The organism is Halostagnicola bangensis, assembly GCF_054653435.1.
Window position 1 is genome coordinate 2,350,520 of sequence record NZ_BAAIGG010000002.1, and the last position, 22,741, is coordinate 2,373,260.

The 22,741-nt window shown below is 60.5% G+C and carries 20 protein-coding genes; 11 read left to right on the plus strand and 9 right to left on the minus strand.

Annotation, left to right across the window (positions count from 1 at the left end; genetic code table 11):
* Positions 1–75: 75 nt before the first annotated feature.
* The 3 genes from ACYQ14_RS13440 to ACYQ14_RS13450 all read left to right on the plus strand — a co-directional run bounded on the left by ACYQ14_RS13440 (position 76) and on the right by ACYQ14_RS13450 (position 1,999).
* A complete protein-coding gene (locus ACYQ14_RS13440) occupies positions 76–1,065 on the plus strand; it encodes an immunoglobulin-like domain-containing protein (RefSeq protein WP_459888948.1) in 990 nt (329 codons plus the stop codon).
* A gap of 134 nt (positions 1,066–1,199) precedes the next feature.
* Positions 1,200–1,415 (plus strand): hypothetical protein, encoded by a 216-nt coding sequence (locus tag ACYQ14_RS13445; protein ID WP_459888949.1) that lies wholly within the window; start codon positions 1,200–1,202, stop codon positions 1,413–1,415.
* Positions 1,416–1,624: 209 nt separating this feature from the next.
* A complete protein-coding gene (locus tag ACYQ14_RS13450; RefSeq protein ID WP_459888950.1) occupies positions 1,625–1,999 on the plus strand; it encodes a DUF7344 domain-containing protein in 375 nt (124 codons plus the stop codon).
* 18 nt (positions 2,000–2,017) lie between these two features.
* Here ACYQ14_RS13450 and ACYQ14_RS13455 read toward each other — a convergent pair whose 3' ends face one another.
* From ACYQ14_RS13455 to ACYQ14_RS13465, 3 genes are all read right to left on the minus strand, one after another.
* Entirely contained in the window at positions 2,018–2,719 is a 702-nt protein-coding gene (locus tag ACYQ14_RS13455) for a DUF1405 domain-containing protein (RefSeq protein ID WP_459888951.1), read from the minus strand.
* Positions 2,720–3,496: 777 nt separating this feature from the next.
* Positions 3,497–4,111 (minus strand): hypothetical protein, encoded by a 615-nt coding sequence (locus ACYQ14_RS13460; RefSeq protein WP_459888952.1) that lies wholly within the window; start codon positions 4,109–4,111, stop codon positions 3,497–3,499.
* Positions 4,108–4,425, minus strand: coding sequence for a twin-arginine translocation signal domain-containing protein (locus tag ACYQ14_RS13465; RefSeq protein ID WP_459888953.1), 318 nt, complete (start codon positions 4,423–4,425; stop codon positions 4,108–4,110). Before ACYQ14_RS13465 ends, ACYQ14_RS13460 begins: the two co-directional genes overlap by 4 nt.
* 179 nt (positions 4,426–4,604) lie before the next feature.
* On the opposite strand from ACYQ14_RS13465, the gene pdxS reads away from it, so the two are divergent.
* Positions 4,605–5,513: a pyridoxal 5'-phosphate synthase lyase subunit PdxS gene (gene pdxS / locus ACYQ14_RS13470; protein ID WP_459888954.1), complete on the plus strand. Its 909-nt coding sequence runs from the start codon at positions 4,605–4,607 to the stop codon at positions 5,511–5,513.
* A 210-nt stretch (positions 5,514–5,723) separates the two neighbouring features.
* Here the strand turns inward: pdxS and ACYQ14_RS13475 are convergent, their stop codons facing one another.
* The 5 genes from ACYQ14_RS13475 to ACYQ14_RS13495 all read right to left on the minus strand — a co-directional run bounded on the left by ACYQ14_RS13475 (position 5,724) and on the right by ACYQ14_RS13495 (position 11,082).
* The gene (locus tag ACYQ14_RS13475; RefSeq protein WP_459888955.1) at positions 5,724–6,104 is read right to left on the minus strand and encodes a VOC family protein; all 381 of its coding nucleotides are present in this window, start codon (positions 6,102–6,104) and stop codon (positions 5,724–5,726) included.
* 473 nt (positions 6,105–6,577) lie between these two features.
* On the minus strand, positions 6,578–7,459 hold the full coding sequence (locus tag ACYQ14_RS13480; protein WP_283836290.1) for a homoserine kinase: 882 nt from the start codon (positions 7,457–7,459) through the stop codon (positions 6,578–6,580).
* Between the two features lie 111 nt (positions 7,460–7,570).
* Entirely contained in the window at positions 7,571–8,857 is a 1,287-nt protein-coding gene (locus ACYQ14_RS13485; RefSeq protein WP_283836385.1) for an MFS transporter, read from the minus strand.
* A gap of 231 nt (positions 8,858–9,088) precedes the next feature.
* Positions 9,089–10,315, minus strand: a complete 1,227-nt coding sequence (locus ACYQ14_RS13490) for a polysaccharide deacetylase family protein (protein WP_459888956.1) — start codon at positions 10,313–10,315, stop codon at positions 9,089–9,091.
* Between the two features lie 137 nt (positions 10,316–10,452).
* Complete coding sequence (locus ACYQ14_RS13495) at positions 10,453–11,082, minus strand: DUF6149 family protein (protein WP_459888957.1); 630 nt, start codon at positions 11,080–11,082, stop codon at positions 10,453–10,455.
* A gap of 120 nt (positions 11,083–11,202) precedes the next feature.
* Between ACYQ14_RS13495 and ACYQ14_RS13500 the strand changes: the two genes are divergently transcribed.
* The 3 genes from ACYQ14_RS13500 (at position 11,203) to ACYQ14_RS13510 (ending at position 14,418) form a co-directional block, all read left to right on the plus strand.
* Positions 11,203–12,441, plus strand: a complete 1,239-nt coding sequence (locus ACYQ14_RS13500; RefSeq protein WP_459888958.1) for an NAD(P)/FAD-dependent oxidoreductase — start codon at positions 11,203–11,205, stop codon at positions 12,439–12,441.
* Positions 12,442–12,639: 198 nt separating this feature from the next.
* Complete coding sequence (locus ACYQ14_RS13505) at positions 12,640–12,867, plus strand: hypothetical protein (RefSeq protein ID WP_459888959.1); 228 nt, start codon at positions 12,640–12,642, stop codon at positions 12,865–12,867.
* Between the two features lie 234 nt (positions 12,868–13,101).
* Positions 13,102–14,418: an MFS transporter gene (locus tag ACYQ14_RS13510; protein WP_459888960.1), complete on the plus strand. Its 1,317-nt coding sequence runs from the start codon at positions 13,102–13,104 to the stop codon at positions 14,416–14,418.
* A gap of 94 nt (positions 14,419–14,512) precedes the next feature.
* On the opposite strand, the gene ACYQ14_RS13515 is transcribed toward ACYQ14_RS13510, so the two are convergent.
* Positions 14,513–14,977, minus strand: a complete 465-nt coding sequence (locus tag ACYQ14_RS13515; RefSeq protein ID WP_459888961.1) for an SHOCT domain-containing protein — start codon at positions 14,975–14,977, stop codon at positions 14,513–14,515.
* A 153-nt stretch (positions 14,978–15,130) separates the two neighbouring features.
* Here ACYQ14_RS13515 and ACYQ14_RS13520 point away from each other — a divergent pair, with 153 nt between their 5' ends.
* From ACYQ14_RS13520 to carB, 4 genes are all read left to right on the plus strand, one after another.
* Complete coding sequence (locus tag ACYQ14_RS13520; RefSeq protein WP_459888962.1) at positions 15,131–15,541, plus strand: DUF7124 domain-containing protein; 411 nt, start codon at positions 15,131–15,133, stop codon at positions 15,539–15,541.
* A gap of 201 nt (positions 15,542–15,742) precedes the next feature.
* The gene (locus ACYQ14_RS13525) at positions 15,743–17,914 is read left to right on the plus strand and encodes a PQQ-dependent sugar dehydrogenase (protein WP_459888963.1); all 2,172 of its coding nucleotides are present in this window, start codon (positions 15,743–15,745) and stop codon (positions 17,912–17,914) included.
* A gap of 525 nt (positions 17,915–18,439) precedes the next feature.
* Complete coding sequence (locus ACYQ14_RS13530) at positions 18,440–18,973, plus strand: DUF5815 family protein (protein WP_459888964.1); 534 nt, start codon at positions 18,440–18,442, stop codon at positions 18,971–18,973.
* Between the two features lie 511 nt (positions 18,974–19,484).
* On the plus strand, positions 19,485–22,664 hold the full coding sequence (gene carB, locus ACYQ14_RS13535) for a carbamoyl-phosphate synthase large subunit (RefSeq protein ID WP_459888965.1): 3,180 nt from the start codon (positions 19,485–19,487) through the stop codon (positions 22,662–22,664).
* Positions 22,665–22,741: the final 77 nt, after the last annotated feature.

Genomic DNA, 22,741 nt, shown 5'->3' on the forward strand with positions numbered 1-22,741 from the left:
CGGTGGTAGCAACGAAGGTGCGACGCTCGTTTCACCTTGGGATATCGTTTTTTATTGCCGGACTGAACTGTCGCTATGGAACGATTCAACCGCCGACACGTACTCGGCGTTATCGGAGCCGGGACACTCGCCGGATGTCTAGATACTGGTGGATTGACGGGCTTGTCGAACGGTCCCGGTGAATCCCCCGGAAACGGCGACGACCCGCTCGAGTCGTCCGATCCACCGAACGACCTGCCATCGTCCTGTCCGGATTACGGCGACAGCGTTGATCGGGTCGTTTGTTACGACGATATCGATTCCGAAGCGGACGACGCGCATCTCGAGCCCTCGGTTCGGACTGTCGATGAAGGGGAGGAGATCGAGTTCACGCTGGTCAACGGTAGCGCCGTCGGACTGGAGACGAACTTTTACAATTGGCGAGTCGACAAGTACGTCGACGACGAGTGGCACCGCGTCGCCCCGCGGGCGGTCAACCAACCGTTGATGCGACTCGAACCCGGGGAGACGCACACCTGGACAGTGACGATCGACAACGACGGGATCGAGGACGGCGAGACGGTCGGATTGGTCGGCGGAACGTCCGATATCGACCTCGCGGGGCTCGGTGCCGGCGCGTACGCGTTTCGGGGTCGCGGCTGGTTCGAAGACGAAGGCCACGACAAGGCAATCGCGTTTGCGGCGACGTTCGAACTCGAGGGTCGAACCCTCGGATTGACTGCCACGGACGCCGTTGTCGACACCGAATGGGAGGGAGAGACGCTCGTCGCTCACTCGGATCGGGGCGACCCGGACGACGAGTATACCACCCTCGGCGCGTACGAACTCGAGGAAATCAACAACGACGTGCTCGAGGGTGTCGAACCCGAACCGGTGATCACCGAACAGCTGCTTCGACAGCCCCAGCTCCGGGATACCATCGCGCTCGCACACGAATACGAGAGTTCGATCGTTCGTCTCGAGGAGTACCACGGGACGATGCCGATTTTCGGCCGCGACAGCGATGGCATCTACGAGTATCAGGGGACGTATTATCGGGTTCGTACTGAGGAACTCGAGGAATGAGTACGAAGCGGTCGTCGCCGTTCGGCCGGCTATTCGTCAACCGACCCGTCTGTCAGTTGATCGTGACGGCGAGTTTTTACCCTCCAGATGACTAGCCCACTGAAGTGTACGCCACGTTGTACACCATAGACGCTATGGCAACAAATTATCACGACGAAGACACCGCGGCGGCGATCACCCAGTTCGAGCGGGATCTCGAGGCGCTTATTCTCGAGGCCTTCGCCAACGGTGTCCCTATCGAAGGAGACTGGGTGTTCGTTTCCGAGCCGCCCGCCGTTCCCGATTGGACCGTTCTGATCGAGCAGCGCTCGAGCGCTCGAGACGATGACGAAGCAACTGGACACCACTGAGCCGAAACCCGAACCACACTCACTGTTTTGTGAAACTTCGAGATGGAGTAAGAAGTTTAACTTTGATGGGTGAGCTCGACATACTTTCAACCGAATTGGGAAGCGGGGGAAAGGTTATAAAATTGTCCGCCAATCTCATGTCGTGCTCAGCTGAAGTCGGTTCGAGACGACCACTCGCCAGCCGCCATGTAGGCCGAGTATAGGACACTATGAAGACAGATACCACGGACGTCAAGCACCGAAGTGGCGATGTACCTCTTCCGACGAACACGATTTTCGACCTATTACTCGATCAGCGGAGACGGTATGTGCTTTATTATCTCTCTCGACGGGTCGGGGCGGTGTCAATCGAAGAGCTCGCAGAAGCGATCGAGCTTCGCGAGGGAACCCAGCGCACGGACAGCCTCGAGCGTATCAGTACGGGCCTCCACCACAATCACTTGCCGAAACTGGTCGATGCGAACGTCGTCAAATATGACCCGGCCACCGAACGAGTCGAGCGACTACCGGCGGCGAGCAAACTCGACCCGTATCTCGAGCTCGCCGCGATCGACGATCTCTCCCAGAGAGCCCGTTGCAGTTGACGGTCGAACCGGGTGCGGTCAGGTCGATGGATCCCGTTTGAGATGCCCCGACTCACACAGTTTGATCCGAATAGCGAGCGCGAAAAAGAGCGCGATGAGCGTGAACGTCACCTCCCCGGCGGCGATGACGCCGAGTGCGTCGGCCTCGAGGAACATCTCGGTGTCTCGAGCGACGGGAATCGTCGTGTGGTGGGGTTCGCCGGTGATCGGAACGAAGTAGTCGACGATGAGGTTACTGCCGTACCAGAGGAGTGCAATAGCGACCGCGTAGACCGGGAAATCGGTGATCCGGTGGAGGACGAACGCCTGGAGGACCATCGCAAGGTGACTCCAGAAGAGGAACTGGTACATCGCCCAGTGGAGCCCGGCGTAGGCGTCGGCGAAGACGATCAGGGTAAAGGGCGTCCAGAGTCCGAGGATGATGTTCCCGAAAAAGGCCAGCGCGGTGAGCCACGGGATTTCGTGACCGAGTTTCCAGCAGGCGATCGCCAACGCGATAAACAGCGTCGCGAGCGGGCTGTCGGGGACCCACGGCCACATGACCGCCGCGGTTTCGGACAGCTGCGGGCTGTAGTACCAGAAGCCGAAGACGGTTCCCAGGAGATTGATCGCGACGACGACCCACGCCAGTCGCAATCCGAGATCCTCGAGCACCCGCGGAACGGGAGCGAAGTACCTGGGCAACGGCGCTCGGTCGGGTAACCGGGTCGGTGTGGACATCGTCTCGTACGGCGCGACGGACGGACGGGGCAAAACGATAGCGGTTGACGACTGTCTCTCGTGACGTGAATTTCGAGCGCAAGACTCGTTCTCCAGGGTTGGGTCGAGTGGTAGGCCTGACTCAACAGTTCACCGGTGGCAGTATGGTCGGGGGTCGTCCGGAATACGCACTACCTGGAATATCACCGTCTGCACCGCGTCGTTCGCTATGAGATCGGACAGTGGCTTTATAGAACTGGCAGCAGCATCGAGGAGGCGAACCGGACGTTGGTACGAGAGCTGAATTCCCACATGGAGCTCGTCGTTTCTGCCCTTGAAGAATAAGCCAGGCAAGCACAGATACTAGTAAAATCATCACTGGCAAGCCTCTTGTGGAAAGAATGCCAAATATCATTCCTCCAGCAAGTAGATGAACAACTGTAGCGAATAATAGTCTAACAAAGTCAATTGTTAAAATACCGCTGCGAATCTTCTTTTGGATAGAATTTATGAACATATATAATATGCCAACCCATAGAATTCCAATTATTCCTAACACAACTGTTTCCACCGATGGGATAATTACAAAACCATCCATCTGTATTATGGTATTCAATCTAAAATAATAAAACTTTATTGATCGAGGCGAGCATCGAATTTTTCACTCGTTTAATCCCCACCAAAGTCTATATCCAAGGTGTCTTTGAGCAGGTTGGCGGACTTTACCGACAGCACTTGATATGACCTGCCCGCATTTCAACTTTCTTGAACTAGATCATATTAATTTCAAACGAACTATCAGAGCATTGTGTCAGCAAGTGCGAAGAGAGAGTTGCAGAGCGCTTGACCAGAAGCATTACAACCGTATCTACTGACTACCTCTGCAGCGACGAGACAAAATCCACCACAAGCAGCCGTGAGTTGCGGATTCAATCTTCCTTGTCTCACACAGGTACTAACACATTGTCTTCTGGTCAATGAATCCCCATATTCGTCACAAGCCTCTGTGACAATAACTAAACATGTTGGCGGTCCAATCGGGCCGATACTTTGGTTCGTGCTAACCTCGTTGTCTGATGCATTCTGCGGTGTAACCGTTTTATTTGTTGAACTAATTGTTTGGACAGCGCGGCCTTCTGATTGAGATGTACTTGCTGGACGGAGCGATGAAGTCTCTGCAGTATCTTTCGCTTCAAAGGCTACAGTATCCACTTTCATCTCTGAAGGTTGTTCTGAATCGGATGACGACTGAAATTCTTCGCTAACTGTTGCAAATGCATTAATGGGAGCTGCTTCGTCTCCATCTTCAGTATTTGCCACAGTTGTAACTATTAGTCCAAATTCTGTTTCCGACTTCGCACAAGGAATGAACAGAACACGTGGGTTAATATCATTAAATTCACTTGCAGTCACCTCTTTCTCTTCGAATTCTGATGGAAGGCTTCAATTGCCTCCACATCCGCTGCTTGTGCATGTTCGAAGCCAACAGTGAAGCCTCGGTCAGTAATCGACTCCAACAGGTTGCTCGTATCTGGGTGTTGTTCCAAATTCTCGTAATCTTTCGTAGTTGCTTCCCTGGATGTAATATCGAACACTTCGGACTGCTCCGAAGCCGAGACAGTATTCGTTGCGCCAAGGCCTGTGACACCCATAACCCCTGCTGTACCTACTGCTTGAAGGAGACTTCTTCGATCTATTCGACTTGAATTACTGTTTTTCTGTGACATTCATGTAGGATGATATGGTAATTACCATTAAATGTTTCTATTGAGGTACACTATGTAAGTTATTATTAAATGAAAATACCAAGGTAATATATGGGTTAGTAATAATAACATGGTGTCGGACAGTTGATCTTCGTTGGTCAAAGGACACGCGTAAGTGCGGTGCGTTCAAACGCCATACTATGACCGAGAAGACCGATCTCGAGGAACTACGACGCGGAACGGACCTCATCAAGCGAGGATTCGCCCGGATGCAAAAGGGCGGCGTCATCATGGACGTCGTTAATCCCGAACAGGCCCGGATCGCCGAGGAAGCCGGTGCGGTGGCCGTGATGTCGCTCGAGGCCGTCCCCGCGGATATCCGAAAGCGCGGCGGCGTCGCCCGGATGGCCGACCCAGCCGATGTCGAAGAAATCGTCAACGAAGTTTCGATCCCCGTCATGGGCAAATCCCGTATCGGCCACACGAAAGAAGCGCAGATTCTCGAGACCGTCGGCGTCGACATGATTGACGAGAGCGAGGTGCTCACCCCCGCGGACAACGACTACCACATCGACAAGCGCGACTTTACGGCTCCGTTCGTCTGTGGCGCGCGCAACCTCGGCGAAGCCCTCCGACGGATCGGCGAGGGAGCGGCGATGATTCGAACCAAAGGCGAAGCCGGAACCGGCGACGTCAACCAGGCGGTCTACCACCAGCGGACGATCAAAGGCGAGATTCGCAAGATCGAGGGGATGACCCACGAGGAACGCGAAGCCTTCGCTCGAGAGATCGAAGCGCCCGCCGAACTCGTCCACGAAACCGCGGAGATGGGTCGCCTGCCGGTCGTCAACTTCGCCGCAGGCGGCATCGCGACGCCCGCCGACGCCGCGCTTATGATGCACCACGAGTGCGACGGCATCTTCGTCGGCAGCGGCATTTTCGGCGCGGAGAACCCGCCCGAGATGGCCGAAGCGATCGTCGAAGCGACGAACAACTGGGACGACCCCGAGACGCTCGCGGACATCTCGAAGAACCTCGGCAAGAGCATGAAAGGCGACGCGAACGTCGACCTCCCCGAGGACGAGCAGATGCAGGGTCGGGGCGTCTAAAGAAAAAGCAACGAGAGTTCCACGGGTCACCGGACCCGTGGTACTTCACGCGGATAGATCGACTCGAGGGGTTCGAAGCGACGGTACTTCACGACCCGTCCTCGACTAACTGATTCTGATTGCCGAGTGAACAGCCGACCGAGGTCGCCCTCCGCGATATCGTCGTCTCGAGAACCGGTCGCACAAACTTTCGGCCGTCAAGCGTTCGTGTCAGTCGGGCAAATCGTAGACGGCTTCGATCCGGTTTCCGTCCGGATCGACGACGTATGCGGCGTAGTAGTGTTCTCCGTACTCGGGTCGAAGCCCCGGCGCTCCGTCGCTCTCGCCGCCTTGCTCGAGCGCTTGTTCGTGGAATTCGTCGACGGCGTCCCGCGTTGGGGAGGCGAAGGCCACGTGTTGTCGAGACGACGGTGGTTGTGCGTCGTCGTCCGCTCGAATCCAGAAACTCTCCGCTTTCTGTGAACGGTAGCCGCTCCCGCCCTCCCAGTCCCACTCCTTGAATCGCGGATAGTCCAGCGGATCGAGAACGGCATCGTAAAACGATCGCGCCTGTTCAACGTCTCTTACGGCGAGTGATACGTGTGAGTACATCGGCGTTCGGTAAGATGTAATACACTATCCCTGTTGCTATTACTGTCATCTAAGTGCAAGGACGATCGTAACCTCGACATCACCGGTCCCCACGTTGACGGATGCGTTTTAGGGTACGTTGCGGACGATAACGACGGTTCCGAGCAACAGTACAGACGTCACCAGGGCCCCGATCTCGGCGGAGAGAACCCTCAAGGGGCGATCAGCCCCGACACCCACAACGCTCGAGCCGCACTCCGCCTCGAGGTCCTGCGGACCTCGCAGCTTCCGGCCGTTCCCAGTACGCTCGCACCGTCTCGGTGTCTCGAGTCGCCACCAGTTCGAACGCGAAGGTGGCGAAGCTACCGAGAACGAAAAACGGGATCGAAACCGACGTCTCGATGAAGACGAACGCGAGACAGAAAGCCGCGAGCGCGCAGACGGCAAGCAGCGCGTCGATTCTTGCCTGTCTGGAACTCGTTCGCTCGAGGCGGTCAATCGCGATACAGCGTCGCGCCCGAGCCGACCTGCGTCTGATAGGCCCGACTTTCGATGTCGTTGTCGTCGAACGCGTCGATCATCGCGCCGGCGACGTTGCGTCGATTATTTCGACCGCAGACGGCGAGGATTCCCGGCCCGGCTCCGCTGACGGTGACGCCGGTCGCACCCGTCTCGAGGGCGGCTTCGCGAACGTCGTCGTAGCCGTCGATGAGCGCGGCGCGTTCGGGGGTGACGATCCCGTCGTCCATACCGCGGCCGACGAGTTCGGGGTCGTTACGCGTCATTCCGACGGCCAGCGTCGCGGCGTTGCCGACAGTCGAGACGACGTTCTCGAGGGCGGCGTCGTCGGGAACGACCCCGCGGGCGTCTCGCGTCGAGACGGCGGTTTCGGGGAGGCAGGCCACCAGCGGCACCGAGGTATCAACCTGCGTGACGCCGCTGTCGGTGACGATAGTAAAGCCGCCCAAAAGCGATGGGGCGACGTTGTCCGAATGCGCTTCGCCCGAGACCAGCGCTTCGCCTTCTGCGGCGATCGGGACGAGTTCCTCGCGCGAGTATCCTCTGTCGTAGAGGGCGTTCAACGCGACGGCGGCCGCCGCGGCGCTCGAGGCCGAAGAGCCCAGACCCGAGGCCGGGCGAACCCCCTTGTCGATTTTGATGTGTGCCGGTGCGTCGAGTGCCTTCGCGACCGCACCGACGGTGTTCCCTTCGGGGTCTTCGGGAATGAAATCGCTTCCCGCGCCCGTCACTGTGATCGTCGTTTCCTGGGCCCGTTCGACGCGGACGATGTCGGCGGGCGTCTCGAGAGCGACGCCGAAGACATCGAAGCCACTCCCGAGATTCGCGCTCGTCGCAGGTGCCCGCACGGTGAGCATGTCGATTCATTCCCAGAGTGCGGCCAAAAAGGTAGCGAACGAAGCCGAAGCGAAACTCGCGTTCAAAGCCGGACCCGAGGGCGGGTTCGAGCCTTGAGATTGGTCTCGCGCTCAGTCGTCCGTTCCCTGTCCGGAGACCGCTGATTCGCCGGTGTAGAGTCGATCGAGCCCGAACAGCAGTCCGGTGGCGAGTCCTGCGCCGACGAGCGAGAACGTTGCGATCATGGCGAAGAAGGTCGCGTTCGAAACGCCGAGGAAGAACCCGCCGAGCGCGATGCTCGCCGAGCCGAGGCCGAACTCGCCGAGGTAGGTGTAGCCGTAGGACAATCCGCGGCTATCGGCGTCCGTGTAGACGGCGACGGCGTTCTGGTAGAACGGCTGAATCGCGAAGAGGAAAAACCCGAAGACCCCACAGAGGACGACGATGGCACCCAGCCCCATTTCCGTCACCGGAACGAACGCGAGCGCGAGCGCGGTGAGGATCGCGAAGATGCCAGCCAATCCCCGCGCCGGCGAGACGCGACTGATGAGCTTTCCGGCGACGTACTGGCCGGCCATCCCGACGACCAGCAGGCCGACGTAGATGTAGAACTCCGGATCGATATCGTACTGCTCCAACGCCGGCACGATTTCAATCCCTTCGATCGCTGGCAATCCGTGGAGGATTTCTGGCAGGTAGGTAAGCATTCCGCGGTAGTACAGCCCTTCGAAGGTGACGATGACGAAGATGATCGCGAACGCGCTCGCGAAGAGGGCTCGAGAACTCGAGACCAGTTCCGGAAGCGAGAGCGCTTCGTTCGGCCCGGCATCGACGTCCTCGTCGACGGCGGCGACGGGATCGAAGTTCGCTTGTAGTCCGTACGCGGTCGCGAAGAAGCCGGGGACGGCGAGTATCGCGGCGACGACGTGCCAGTCGAGGAAGATCAGGAGCGTGGCGGCGACGAACGGACCGAGCGCGATGCCGACGTTGCCGGCGATGCCGTGCCAGGCGAAGACGGTTCCGCGATCCTCGACGCCGGTGCTGATGAGCGCCAGGCCGGCGGGGTGGTAGATGCTCGCGGCGATCCCCCAGAGGACCAATCCGACTGCGATTGCGTAGATCGAGTCGACGAACGTCGCGCCGGCAAGCACGACGAAGGAGAGACTCATCCCGAGCAGACAGAGCAAAATGAGTCGCTTCGTTCCGTACTTGTCCGCCAGAATACCGCCCGGGAGCGCGCCGATACCGAACGGCGCGTAGCCGAGCGCGACGATAATGCCGATCAGTGCAACGCTCACGTCGAACTCGGCGAGCCAGACCACGAGAAAGATCGGGATCGACGTCTCGAACCAGTGGACCAGCGCGTGGCCGGCCATCGTGAAGTTCGCGATCGATTTATCGTTCGCATTGAGAGCCATAGCGACAGTAGTGAGTACCGAAAACGCATCGTCGGGTGTACTTATCCCCTTGGAAAGCCCGCCGATCAGCCGGCACATCTCGCCGGTTGTTTGCCGACTCACCTCGCTCGACCCCTTCGGAGCAAGCCGATCCCCGAACGGTACCGTCTCATACGAACTGCTGTAAGTCATTGCCGGCGCAACCGCAGGCCAGCTTGCGGTTGCGCCGGTAAATCGTTACAGCAGACCGTCTCAGAACAGCAGTTCCTGCTCGAGATCCTGCGGGAGGATCACATCGATCTCGCCGGCAGATTCGTACTCGTGGAGAACCTCGAGCATGTCCTCGAAGTCGGTGAGCAACTCGTCTTCGAGTTCGTGATAGAAGACGCTCGTAATCCCCGGCATCCGTGCGGTTCGTTCGAACTCGAGTTCCGCGCGTTCCCTGCCCGGTTCGCTGATGCGGGAGGCCAGCGCGGTGTTCGAGGTGTATCCCTGCACGGGGTGTCCCCCGCCGAACCCGATTTCGTGATACTCGTCGACGAGTTCGACCGTGGTCGCGTCGAAGTCGCCGAAGGGGTACGCGAAGTATCTGGCACCCTCGTCGTAGCCTCGTTCCTCGAGCCACTCCTTTCCCTCGCGGATCTCGGCTTCCTGTTCGTCGCGGTCCAGATCCGGCAGGTTCGCGTGGGTCACCGTGTGATTGCTCAGACACCACCCGGCGTCGTGGAGGTCAGCGAGTTGCGATTCGCTGAGGCGGGGATAGTCGGTCCCGTTCCGGCCGACGTAGTCGGGATTGATGAACGTGACCGCCTCGTAGCCGTAGTCCTCGAGAAGCGGCAGGGCCTCGGTGTGGTCGGTGACGTGGGTGTCGTCGAACTGGATCATCACCTTCCCGGTTTCGGGACGCGGAACGAAGTGGAGGTCGTCGAACCAGACCGTCCGGGCGGTCTCGTCCGGCGTCCAGAGCTGTAGTTGGACCTCCGTCACCGCGGTTTCGTCGAACTTGTCGTCGAGTTCGTTGATACCGAAATTGTACCGCATGAACGGAATATCGCCGCTTACCGTCCGTCGGTAGTCGATCCGATTCCCGTCTTCGTCCAGCAGCCTGATCCAGGGCGAAACGATCGACTCGGCGGTGACCGCGACGCCCGGAACGACGTTCGAGACGTCGATCGGTTCGTCGAACGTCTTCGAAACTCGTCCGGTCGAGGTCGACGACCCGACCTCGAGTCGAGCGCTCTGGGAGCCGATGAGCGACCGATCGCCGTCCGCAGAAAGCGACCCCGCGCCTTCGTTCCAGTTCGAGAGGTCCTCGAAGTCGTCTTCGGACCCGGGTTCGACGACGCCCGAAGCGGGGACCACTTCGCTGTCGTCTTCATATGATTCGTCTTCGGAAGGATTGCTCGAGCCGTTCGATTCGCTGGGTGCGGATCCCGAACAGCCCGCGAGACATATCGTCGTCGCCGCAGTCGCCGTCATAGCCAGATATGCGCGCCTGTCCATGCCGTCGAAACTATCAACGGACGCTATTGTTATGGCTCGGTTAGCGTCATCATCTCTGAAGTAGGCGGCGACAACCGCGGGACTGAAGCGGTTTCGAGAACGAAACGGTCCGTTCAGGACCGATCGACTGATTCGTCTTCGGCGGTCTCATCTGGTGTGGATGCGGCGTCGACGCCGACCGCGCTCGAGACGTCGATTTCGTCGTCGGGTTCGTCTTGCCCGCCGATGATCAGTTCGCCGTCCTCGGTTTCGACGTAGACGTCGTCTGCGAACCCACCTTCTGCATGCGGGTGATCGGGATCCTCGAGTCGCTCCGGTGTCGAGGCCGCTTCGGGGAGGCCGCCGGCCGGCGCAAACTCGCCGAGCGGGTCGTCGATGGTGATCCCCCACGTCTCGAAGAAGTCGGCGTATCGATCGTAGTGGTCCTCGAGTTCGTCGCCGGGAAATTCCATCATCTCCGTCCAGCCGTGGTTGTAGAAGTCGAAATTCGACTGAATGTGTGTGATTTCGCGCGCCTCGGCTTCCGAGAACCCCTCCTGAAGCGCCGCGAGGTAGGTATCCATCGTCGCGTCGAAGAAGGCGTCGAGTCGCGGCTTGCGCTCCTCAGCGTGTGCGGGATCGGCTTTCTTCATGAATATTTTCGTGTGCATTCGGACGAGACCCGATTTGGCGACCGATCGGACGACGGGCGTCTCGAGGGCTTTTCTCGAGGCGAAGTGACGGGCGTTCTGGCGGATCTTCATACTGATACGTGTGAACCCGAGGATAAAGAGGCGTTTGGATAGCAAAAAACTGCATAATCGAACACGGAAACGTCGCCGAGATAGCAATCCACTTTAACCCTCGTTACGAACGGTCCGAATATGACCGAGTACGTAATCATCGGTGACGGGATCTCGGGTAGCTCGGCCGCTGAGACCCTCCGGGAGGAAGACCCGGACGCGAACATCACGATCATCACCGATGAGGGGGAGCCACTGTACAATCGCATTCTCATCAAAGAACACGCGAAAGGCAAACTTCCGGAGGCTCCAATTTCGATCCACGACGAGGACTGGTACGCCGAACGAGAGATCGAACTCTCGTTGAACACCCACGTGACGACGATCGACTCTGAGGAAAAGATCGTCCGGATTCACGAGGGCGAGGACATCCCCTACGACAAACTCCTGATCGCGACAGGCGGGACACCGACACAGCTTCCGGTTCCCAACAGCGACGCCGAGGGGATCCACCACTTCTGGACGTTCCAGGATGCACGTGCGATCCGCGAGAGCGCCGAAGCCGCAGACGATGCAGTCGTCGTCGGTGCCGGTCTGCTCGGAATCGACTTCGCGGCCGTCTGTGGCGCACAGGGTGTCGAGGGCAAATATCTGATGCGCGGTGACCGCTGGTGGCGCTACGCGCTCTCGGCCGACGGTGCCGAGATCATGCACAATGGTATGCGCGATGTCGGCGTCGAACCGGTGTTCGACAGCGGCGTCGATCACTTCGAGACGGACGACGATGGACAGGTCGCCGCGGCGGTCGATCCGAACGGCGAGCGCTACGAGTGTGACTTCGCCGGCGTCGCCATCGGGCTCACGTTCAACACCGAGTTCCTCTATGGAACCGACCTCGAGATGGACAACGGGATCATCGTCGACGAGTATATGGAGACGAACCTCGAGGATGTCTACGCCGCCGGCGACATCACGCGGTTTTACGACGTCTTGCTGGGCGAGCAGGCCCAGAACGGATCGTGGGGCTCGGCCAAGGAACAGGGCCGCGTCGCCGCGACCAATATGGCGGCTGACGCCCAGTCCGAGGAGTTTCAGTGGGTTTCCTCCTATTCGATCACGCACTTTGACTTCCCGTTCCTCTCGTTCGGTCACCCGACCCTCGGCGACGAGCACGCGGAACGTCGCTACAGCGACACCGAGTGGCGACGGGTCGCGTTCAAAGACGGCAAGATCGTCGGCGGCGTCCTGATCGGGGATCTCTCCCCGCAGAGCACGTTCAAAAAGCTCATGCGCCAACAGCGCGACGTCGCGGATCAGGCGGAGCTCCTCCTCGAGCAATCCGTCGACATGGATAAGCTCGCACCGGCACAAGAGCAGTAATCCGTCGCAGTACGTAACCCGATTGGGTCTTTTCGTTCCTTTAAACTCTTTGTCGACCCGTTGGTGCGGTGACGAGACACCGCGATTTTCGCGGATATTGGAGGATTTCGTCGATAAGCTTGTAAGTCGTCGTCGACCGGCCGGCGTCTCCTCGAGGCAAACGTTTATGTTCGATCGTGTTAGTTGATACCAATAGACATGGCAACCAGTGAAACCGTCGACCGATCACCGACGCTTCGTCGCGTCGAGTCAGTTCCCACGGATGCAACCGTCCGTCACGTCGACCAGCTCGAGGAGTCGTCGTTGACGTGGTTTCTCGAGACTCTTGATTCCAGTGCCACCGCGAGCGCAACCGTCGACGCGCCCGGTCTGGAAGACGGCGACGTGATCGTTTTCACTGCGTGTTATCGGATCGAACTATCCTGAGGTTGGTGTAGTCAGTCCAAATTCGGTTTCGGTGCGTTGTCAACCGGATCGACAGCGGCGAACCCCCACAGAACCCGGCCCAGGTTCGGACGGACTCGAGGGTTGCATATGTCACGTTCCGTGAACGATTAGACAGTCTCACATCCGTTCCCGATAAGCCGCCGTAGCGAGAGATTCCGTGCTCGAGAGTGCCGGAACACAACGATTTAGTGAGTTATCCGACCATAGCCGTTCATGGCACGACAACAGGCCGAAGTGTCCGGGCCCTACGACGCGTTTCGGCAATTTTTCTCCCTCCGACGGGACGTGTTGGTGCTCTCGGTCGCGATGTTCGCGTTCAGCCTGGGCTTTCAGATGACGAACCGGTTTATTCCGGACTATCTCGTCTACCTCGGCGCGGGCGGCTTCGTCGTCGGCCTGTTCGCCACGCTCGGAAACGTCATCGGCGCGGTCTACCCCTACTACGGCGGGATCGTCTCGGATCGCGTTGGTTCTCGGTACGCCCTGACCGTTTTCGGCTTTCTCTCGACGTTCGGATTCGTGATCTGGCTGGCTTCGGCCTACGTTCCGAATATCGATCTCGGTGCGATCGTCCTCGAGCCGTGGGTCTGGGTCTTCGTCGGCCTGCTGTTGGCCCAGTGTTGGAAGTCCTTCGGGATCGGCGGCCACTACGCGATCGTCAAGCAGGCGACCGAGCCCAGTCGGTTGGCTCGCGGCTTTGCCAGCACGGAAACGTTCCGGCGGACGGCGTTCCTGATCGCCCCGCTGATCGTGGCCGTTCTGGTGGTCGACGATCTGATGCCCGGGTTCCTGTGGGTGCTCGTCATCGGGATCGTCTTCGCGCTGTTGGGCACGATTGCACAGCACCTCCTGTACGACGCCGACGCGGACACCGTCGGCAAGGAGTTTCAGGGCGTCGGACAGGTGGTCGACGACTTGCGTTCGCTTCCCGACCCGTTAGGTCCGCTGTTGGTCGGCGACGCGCTGGTTCGATTCGCAAACGGGATGGTGTACGCGTTTTTCATCCTGGTCATCACCCTCGAGATGGGAATCGGGCTGGCGCTGTCGCTCCCCGTTGTCGGAACGATCAGTCTCTCGCCAGCCGCGTTCTTCGGCGTGCTATTGAGCGTCGAGATGCTCGTTGCACTGCTGACGATGGCTCCGGCCGCCAAAATCGCGGAGTACACCGGTCTCAAGGCGGTCGTCGCGCTCGGATTTTTCGTCTACGCGATCTTCCCGATCATGCTGATATTCGCGCCGGAGAACGTCTGGATTCTGATCGCCCTCTTTGCCTTTTCGGGCCTTCGATTCGCCGGACTGCCGGCCCACAAGGCCCTGATCGTCGGCCCGGCCGAGCGGGGCGCGGGCGGTCGAGTGACGGGCTCGTACTATCTCGTTCGCGGCGCAATCGTGATCCCGAGCGGGGCGCTCGGCGGGTTCCTGTGGCAGTACGCCACCCCGGAACTCTCGTTCGTGATCGCCTCGATCATCGGGATGGTCGGCGTCGTCTACTTCCTGGTCTTCGGCGAGGAATTCGAGGCCTACAAGTAGCGCCACGCGGTGATCTCTGCCTCGAGCGGTTCACCACCGATACCTGCTCGAGCAGTTTCCCCCGATACTCGCCTCGAGTGAGTCGGCCCGGTGCTCACGCCAACTCCCGTTCGTCCGGTTCGGCGTCGCGCCGATCGAAGTCGGAATCGGCGGCGTTCTCGTTGCGGGCAGACCGCTCTTTCGAACCGGCCGCGCGATCGCTATCGCTCGCTCGAGCCAGTTCGTCGACCTCGAGAAGTTGCTGGGTTTTGTGCTCCAATTCCGCTTCGGAAAGTTCCCCGCGGGCGTATCGACCCTTGAGTTCCTCGAGCGGATCCGTCTCTTTCTCGCCGGCGTCGATCTGTTCTGCTTTTTTCTCGCCCCACCACTCCTCGACGGCCTCGCGGTCACCGAACAGGAGCGCGACGAGCGCCGATCCGAAGAAGACGCCGAACGCTCCCGCGACGATAAGCCAGATCGTTCCGGTCGCGAGCCCGACGGCGGCGACCCCGGCCATCAGAATCGCGAACACCCCGGTAACGTTCCGTCGAAGGCGCTCGAGCGGACCGGCTTCGCTCATGACAATTGCGTACGACTTTCGAGTTGAAAAACGTTGCCGGTCGACCCGCTGGGACCGCCGGGCGGTTTCGGTATCAATCACGGTGGTTTGAACCTCGGCCACGTCGGTTTCGGTATCGAAGCCGTTTTGCCTCGGCCACGCCTTCGTCCGTGCATGAACGGCGATAGCGACATGACCCTGGCGTTCGAACTCGAGGCGCTCAAGGAGGTCGCCTCTCCCGAAGCGGTCTTCGAGGACGCCAGAAGCTGGACCACCTACATCGGTGTCGTCTCCGAGAAACCGACCTACGTCGTGACGAACTTCACGCGAAAGAACCGCGTTCGTCAGGACTTCTTCTCGGGACCGCGGGGCGTCGACGAGAGTCTCAGCGGCGTCAAAGGGCAGTTCGACACGGACCGTTACGTCTTCATCGGAGCGAGCGACGACGACGAAGCCCGAGCCGAGAAACTCGACTGGGAGTACCTCGACATCGAGGACGCCGCCGAGGCCGCCGACTGGACGATGGCGGCTGAAACGGAACCCGAGGAGATCGAAACGGACTCGTCTCGAGACGACTGGCCCTGAGCACATTACTCGATTTTTCTTTCGTCGCTCGATCCAACAGGAGATTGATACGAGAAGCCATCCAGATAGCTACGCGTTCCTATAAGTCCGTGGTCGTTCCAGCGGGAAATCTTGTGATAATCGACGGTTCCAGCCAACAGCATCGGACTGTCGGTGTAACGGTCGGGGGTACCCTTTGAGTGTCTCGGGAAGATTTAGACGATGGCGCACAACAACGATCGGACGAGAGACGCATCGGAAGCGGGCGACGGGCGAGCAGGGGAACGCCCCGACGGGCGACGGGATGATGCGAACGGCGGGCGGCGGGATGGCGCGGACGGCGGGCGACCGAACGAAGCGGGCGAAGGACGATCCGCTGGGGAAGGACGATCACCCGTTCGACCGTCTCGACGACGATTCTTGCAGACAGCGGCGGCAACCACGGCTGTTGCCGGACTTGGCAGCGTCGGCGCGGCACAGCTCGAGGAGTCCGAAATCGAGCTCGAGGGCGTAAGCGACGGCTGGGTCGGCGTCTCGCCCGAGGAGATCGAAGACGAGACGAACCCGACGCTAGTTCTGGAGGAGGGTGAAACCTACGAGCTCACGTGGGAGAACATCGACGGCATCGGCCACAACTTCGTCATCATCGACGACGACGGCGACCAGTTGGTCGAGACGGAGATCATCGAGGGGGAAGGCGAGACGCAGACGGTCGATTTCGAAGCCACCGACGAGATGACCGAGTACTACTGTGAGCCCCACCCCCAGACGATGCGTGGGGACATTACGACCGACGAGGAGGAAGAAGAAGCTCCCGACGAGGAAGCCGAGCCGTACTTCCCCGAGGGACCGACCGTCGGCGTCGAGCCCGTCGCGGAGGGACTCGTCGCGCCGACCGACTTCCACGACCCCGAGGGAACCGACTACCAGTACGTCGCAGACCAGATGGGAGAGATCTACCGCATCGGGGAGGACGGCCTCGAGGACGAGCCGTTTCTCGATATCGGCGATCGAATGGTCGACGTCGGGGAGGAGTTCGCAGGCGGCTACGCCGACCCCGATGGCGATTACGACGAGCGCGGCCTGCTCGGCCTCGAGTTCCACCCGGAGGACGAGACGCGCGTGTTCGTCAACTACAGCGCGCCGCCGGACGACGAGACGCCCGACGGCTGGTCGCACGTTCAGGTGCTCTCGGAGTTTGAGGCCGACGAGGACGGTGAAACCGCTGATCCGGACTCCGAGCGGTCGATCCTCGAGATACAGCACCCGCAGTTCAACCACGACAGCGGTCCGATGGCCTTCGGTCCCGACGGCTACCTCTACTACCCGATGGGCGATGGCGGCGGCGGAAACGACTCGGACTACGGCCACGTCGAGGACTGGTACGACGAGAACGAGGGCGGCAACGGCCAGGACACCGAGGAGAACCTCCTCGGGGGCGTCCTTCGGATCGACGTCGACGAGGAGGAAGACCAGGAGTTCGGCGAGTACGGCATCCCCGACGACAACCCCTTCGCGGAAGGAGGGGACCTCGAGGGCGAGGGCTTAGAAGAATACTACGCGTGGGGACTGCGCAACCCCTTCGGCATCACGTTCAGCGAGGACGATCGGTGCATCGTCGCCGACGCCGGACAGGTGCTCTACGAGGCGGCCTACGAGATTGAGGCGGGGAACAACTACGGCTGGAACGTCAGGGAAGGATCGCACTGTTTCAGCACGGATACGCCGGCGACGCCGCCGGAAGAGTGTCCGATGGAGACGCCCGATGATGTCCGCGGCGGCGAACCGCTCGTCGATCCTGTCGTCGAGTATCCGCAAGTGTACGAGGGACAGGGCGTCGGCATCGTCATCATCGGCGGACACACCTACGAGGATGATACGGTCGAGGAACTCGAGGGACAGTACATCTTCGGCGACTGGACGGTTGATCAGGGTCGTCAAATGCCACAAGGCCGCGTCTTCGCGGCCACGCCGGAGGACATCGACACGAATCCCGACTCCGTCGAGCGCGACGAGTACGGCGGTCGGCCGCGAGACGACCTCTGGGAGATGGAGGAGGTTCTCTTCGACGGCGGCGAGGACGGCGAACTCCACCACTTCGTCCGCCAGTTCGGCCGCGGAGCCGACGGCGAGGTGTACATCCTCGCGAACCAGATCGGCATCCCCGAGGGAGACACCGGCGTCGTCCTCGAGATCGTTCCCGAGGGCGAGGGCATCGAACTCGAGGCCCCCGAAGAAGTTGAAGAAGAGCCAGATGACGACGAGGATGTCGAAGACGAAGACGAAGAGCATCCAGGTGACATAGACGAAGAAGACGAGGAAGAAGCAGATGACGAAGAAGTGGACGACGAAGAAGCGGACGACGGGAACAACGAGTCGGCGAACGACGACTGATCGGAACTCCCTTCAGTTCGTTCGATTCGTTTGTTTCGTCCGTGGATCGCTCGTTTTGGGATGGGACTGCTCGCCTGAGGACTCCTTAGTCATAGATGATTCGTACGTGCGCGAACTCATGCGAACTCGTCGCTATCTGTCCGGAAGCCGTCGCTGTCAGTTCGGTGTTCACTCGAGTGCGGGCGCAGTCGCTCGCGAGTTGTAGAAAGACGGGGTAGGTCAGTCAGCGTGACCACACGTGGAAACCACGCGGGTCGAAAGGTAACTGCCAGACCGTGCCGTCTACATGCATCTCTTTTCTTGCACTACAAAACCCCTCCGATATGGGGACCCGAAAATGTGGGTTTTCGAGGACTCTCGTTCAGCGAGCCCCTGTCACTCTTCCCGCCTCGAACCACTGTCCGATTGTGACCTCGAGATACCGCCTAGCATCGGGCCGAGCCACTATCCGGCTCGGCCTCAAGGTACCGTCCAGCTCCGCCGCGAGGCGTCGCGCTTATCCCGTCGCCGGTCGAACGTGGCACAATGGCAACACCCCGCGTTCCGGGTGACGATATCGGCAGCTTCGAGCTCCCCTGCGGGACCGAGATCGATCCGCGGGACATCGATCTGGGGATGCGCGAGTACGACTGCTCGTGTGGCGAGACCCACGCCGTGGTCACCGACGTACATCCACCCTCGAGGTTCTTTCCCGAATCGTTCGTCGACGTCCTCGAGGAGACCATCGAAGTCGAAGACAAGTTCGAGAGTTTTGGCACGCCGCACCTGCTGGGGGTCACAATGGAGGAGTTCCCCGAGGAAGTCGCGTCCTACGATGCGGCCGAGGACGGCAGCGTCGGCTACACGCTGGTCTGGGTGACTGATTTCGACTCGAGGCGGCTCCACGAGATCGTCGTCGAACTCGTGATCGAACTCATGGACCACGCGATGAGCCACGCGGGCGACGACCAGGCGATTTCGCAGTTCGAACGGCAGATGCTCGAGTTCGACGTCGAGGCGTTCGTCGAGGAGTATCGCCGGGAGCGGGAGTTCAAGACCGAGCACGATCAGGCGCTATGATTCAGATCGCAAATTTCAATTCATTCATCTGATTGTTCTGTCCGTCTTCGCAACGAATCGAAGCGACCGTTCCTCACACTGGCAACGAGGAGTTCCTCGTCATTCACGGGTCACTCCGTTCCCCGTTCATGTTCTGAGATCCTCACTTCGTTCGGATCTCGCGCTCCCCAACCGATTCGTTCACTCTCGAGTTCGTTCGCTCATCCACTGGAAGACGCTTCGCGACTTCCAAGCCATTCGGTCACTTGGTGACCGAAGACCTCGCGCGCCGGTATCGAACCTCGCAGTAGCTCACGGTTCCTGACAGTCACCGTTCGCTTCTCGAGGCCTTTCACTCCGTTCACGCCTCGCGTAGCTCACCGTGCCACAGCGCGCGCCACCGCTGAGTGGTGGTCCGGTCGTTTCGACACGATAACAGTTCAACGCAATTCGAAATTCGAAATTGGGTTTCGAGAATCGTACTATTTCGTGGGGCTTATTACGATGTGCGAACTCCGGACGAACAAGACCAATGAGTACGGACCACCAGAGCGAGGGGGATGTCACGGGCGACGAGCGTACAATCTTGCTGATCGGTAGCGGCCCGATCCAGATCGGGCAGGCGGCGGAGTTCGACTACTCCGGCGCGCAGGCCTGCCGAGCCCTGCAGGAAGAAGGCGCTCGAGTCGTCCTCGTGAACTCGAACCCGGCGACGATCATGACCGATCCGGAGATGGCCGACCGGGTCTACATCGAGCCGATCACGACCGAGGCGATTTCCGAAATTATTGCCGAGGAGAATCCTGACGGCGTTATCGCCGGTCTGGGTGGCCAGACGGGCCTCAACGTAACTGCCGAACTCGCAGAGGAGGGCGTCCTCGAGGAGTACGATGTCGAGATCATGGGCACGCCGCTGGAGACGATCTACGCGACCGAGGATCGGGATCTGTTCCGCCAGCGCATGGAGAAGATCGGTCAGCCGGTTCCGGCCTCGACGACGATTTCGCTCGACGAGGACGAAGCCGTCTCGGAGATGACCGAGGCGGACCTCGAGGACCGCGTGCAGGCGGCCGTCGACGAGGTCGGTGGCCTTCCCGTTATCGCACGCACCACTTACACGCTCGGGGGCTCGGGATCGGGTGTCGTCCACGAATTCGACGAACTCCTCCAGCGCGTCCGCAAGGGACTGCGCCTCTCGAGAAACAGCGAGGTCCTGATCACCGAGTCCATCGCGGGCTGGGTCGAGTACGAGTACGAAGTCATGCGCGACGCCGACGACTCCTGTATCATCATCTGTAATATGGAGAACATCGACCCGATGGGCATCCATACGGGAGAGTCGACGGTCGTCACGCCCTCCCAGATCGTCCCCGACGAGGGCCACCAGGAGATGCGTACCGCCGCGCTCGACGTGATCCGCGAACTGGGCATTCAGGGCGGTTGTAACATCCAGTTCGCCTGGCACGACGACGGCACCCCCGGTGGCGAGTATCGCGTCGTTGAGGTCAATCCCCGCGTCTCCCGTTCCTCCGCGCTGGCCTCGAAGGCGACCGGATACCCGATCGCCCGCGTCACTGCGAAGGTCGCACTGGGTAAGCGCCTCCACGAGATTGACAACGAAATCACAGGAGAGACGACCGCCGCGTTCGAGCCCGCGATCGACTACGTCGTCACGAAGGTGCCCCGGTGGCCCAAGGACAAGTTCGACGATGTCGATTTCGAGCTGACGACTGCGATGAAATCGACCGGCGAGGCGATGGCCATCGGACGAACCTTCGAGGAGAGTCTGTTGAAATCTCTGCGCTCGACTGAGTACGACCCTGATGTCGACTGGGACGATGTCTCGGACGAGGAACTCGAGGAGCGCTACCTCGAGCGCCCGTCGCCGGACCGTCCGTACGCGATGTTCGAGGCCTACGAGCGCGGTTACACCACCGAGGAGGTCGTCGAGCTCACGGGTATCTTCGAGTGGTACGCAGAGCGATACCACCGCGTCGCCAAGTCGATGCGCGCCGCACAGGATGGTGACTTTACCGAGGCCGCAATCGCGGGACACACCAACACCTCAATTGCCGCGACGACGGGCTCGACGGTCGATACGGTCGAAACTGACGTTCCCGGGCGCACGTACAAGCAGGTCGACACCTGCGCCGGCGAGTTCGAAGCGGAGACGCCGTACTACTACTCCGCGCGTAAATCGGAGTTCGACAAGGGGCCGCTCGTCGGCGATGCCGCCGCGGGCGAACTCGAGGTCGACCGCGACGTCGAGAGCATCATCGTTGTCGGCGGCGGCCCGATCCGAATCGGGCAGGGCGTCGAGTTCGACTACTGTTCGGTCCACGCGGTTCGCGCCCTCAGAGAGCTGGGAATCGACGCTCACGTGGTGAACAACAATCCCGAAACGGTCTCGACGGACTACGACACCTCCGACGGGCTGTTCTTCGAGCCGATCACGGCAGAAGAGGTTGCAGACGTCGCCGAGGCCGCGGACGCCGACGGCGTCATGATCCAGTTCGGCGGCCAGACCTCGGTCAACATCGGCGAACCGCTCCACGACGAGATCGAGCGCCGCGGGCTGGACTGTGACGTGATGGGAACCAGCGTCGAAGCGATGGACCTGGCCGAGGACCGCGACCGGTTCAACGCGCTGATGGACGAACTCGATATCGCCCAGCCAGACGGCGGCACGGCGACCTCGAAAGAGGAAGCCCTCGAGCTGGCCCACGACATCGGCTACCCCGTGCTCGTCCGCCCGAGCTACGTGCTCGGCGGCCGCGCGATGGAGGTCGTCCACGACGACGAGGAACTCGAGCGCTACATCGAGGAAGCGGTTCGCGTCGCGCCGGACAAACCGATCCTCGTCGACGAGTTCCTCGCGGACGCCGTCGAACTCGACGTCGACGCCGTCGCCGACGGCCGCTCGGTGCTCATCGGCGGCATCATGGAACACGTCGAGAGCGCGGGGGTTCACTCGGGCGACTCCGCCTGTATGATCCCGCCGCGCTCGCTCGAGGAGGAGACGCTCGAGCGCGTTCGCGAAGTGACCGAAGACATCGCGTCGGCGCTCAAGACGAGGGGGCTGATGAACGTTCAGCTGGCCGTCAAAGACGGAGAGGTGTACGTACTCGAGGCCAACCCGCGTTCCTCGCGTACCGTCCCGTTCGTCTCGAAGGCGACGGGCGTTCCGATCGCGAAGCTGGCCGCGAAGGTGATGGCCGGGGAAACCTTAGAGAGCCTCGGCATCGACGAGCAGATCCCCGAACACACCTCGATCAAGGAAGTCGTCCTCCCGTTCGACCGACTGCCGGGCTCGGACCCGCGCCTCGGACCGGAGATGAAATCGACCGGCGAAGTGATGGGAACGGCGAGTGAGTTCGGAACGGCCTACTGGAAGGCCCAGCAGGCGTCTTCGAACGCAGTCAGCGATGGAACGGCCGTCGTCGACTTCGACATCGACGGCTTCGAGGACCACTTCGAGGTCGCGACCTTCGACGACGTTCCGCAGGCGATCCGCGAGGGCAAAGTCGACTTCGTCGTCAGCCGCGACCGCGACTCCCTCGAGATGGCCGTCGAGGAGGAGATCCCGTATCTCTCGACGGAAGCCAGCGCGAAGGCGTACGTCGAGGGACTCGAGGCGGCAGACGGCGACCTTGAGGTCGAGACGATCTCCGACCGTCCGAAGCGAACGGCTCGCTGGGGCACCGGCGAGTAATTTCCCCGACCCGCCGCTAATTTCACGAACCGCCGCGTCGGATCTTCTGCAGGGAATACACTATTCTATTGAGAGCG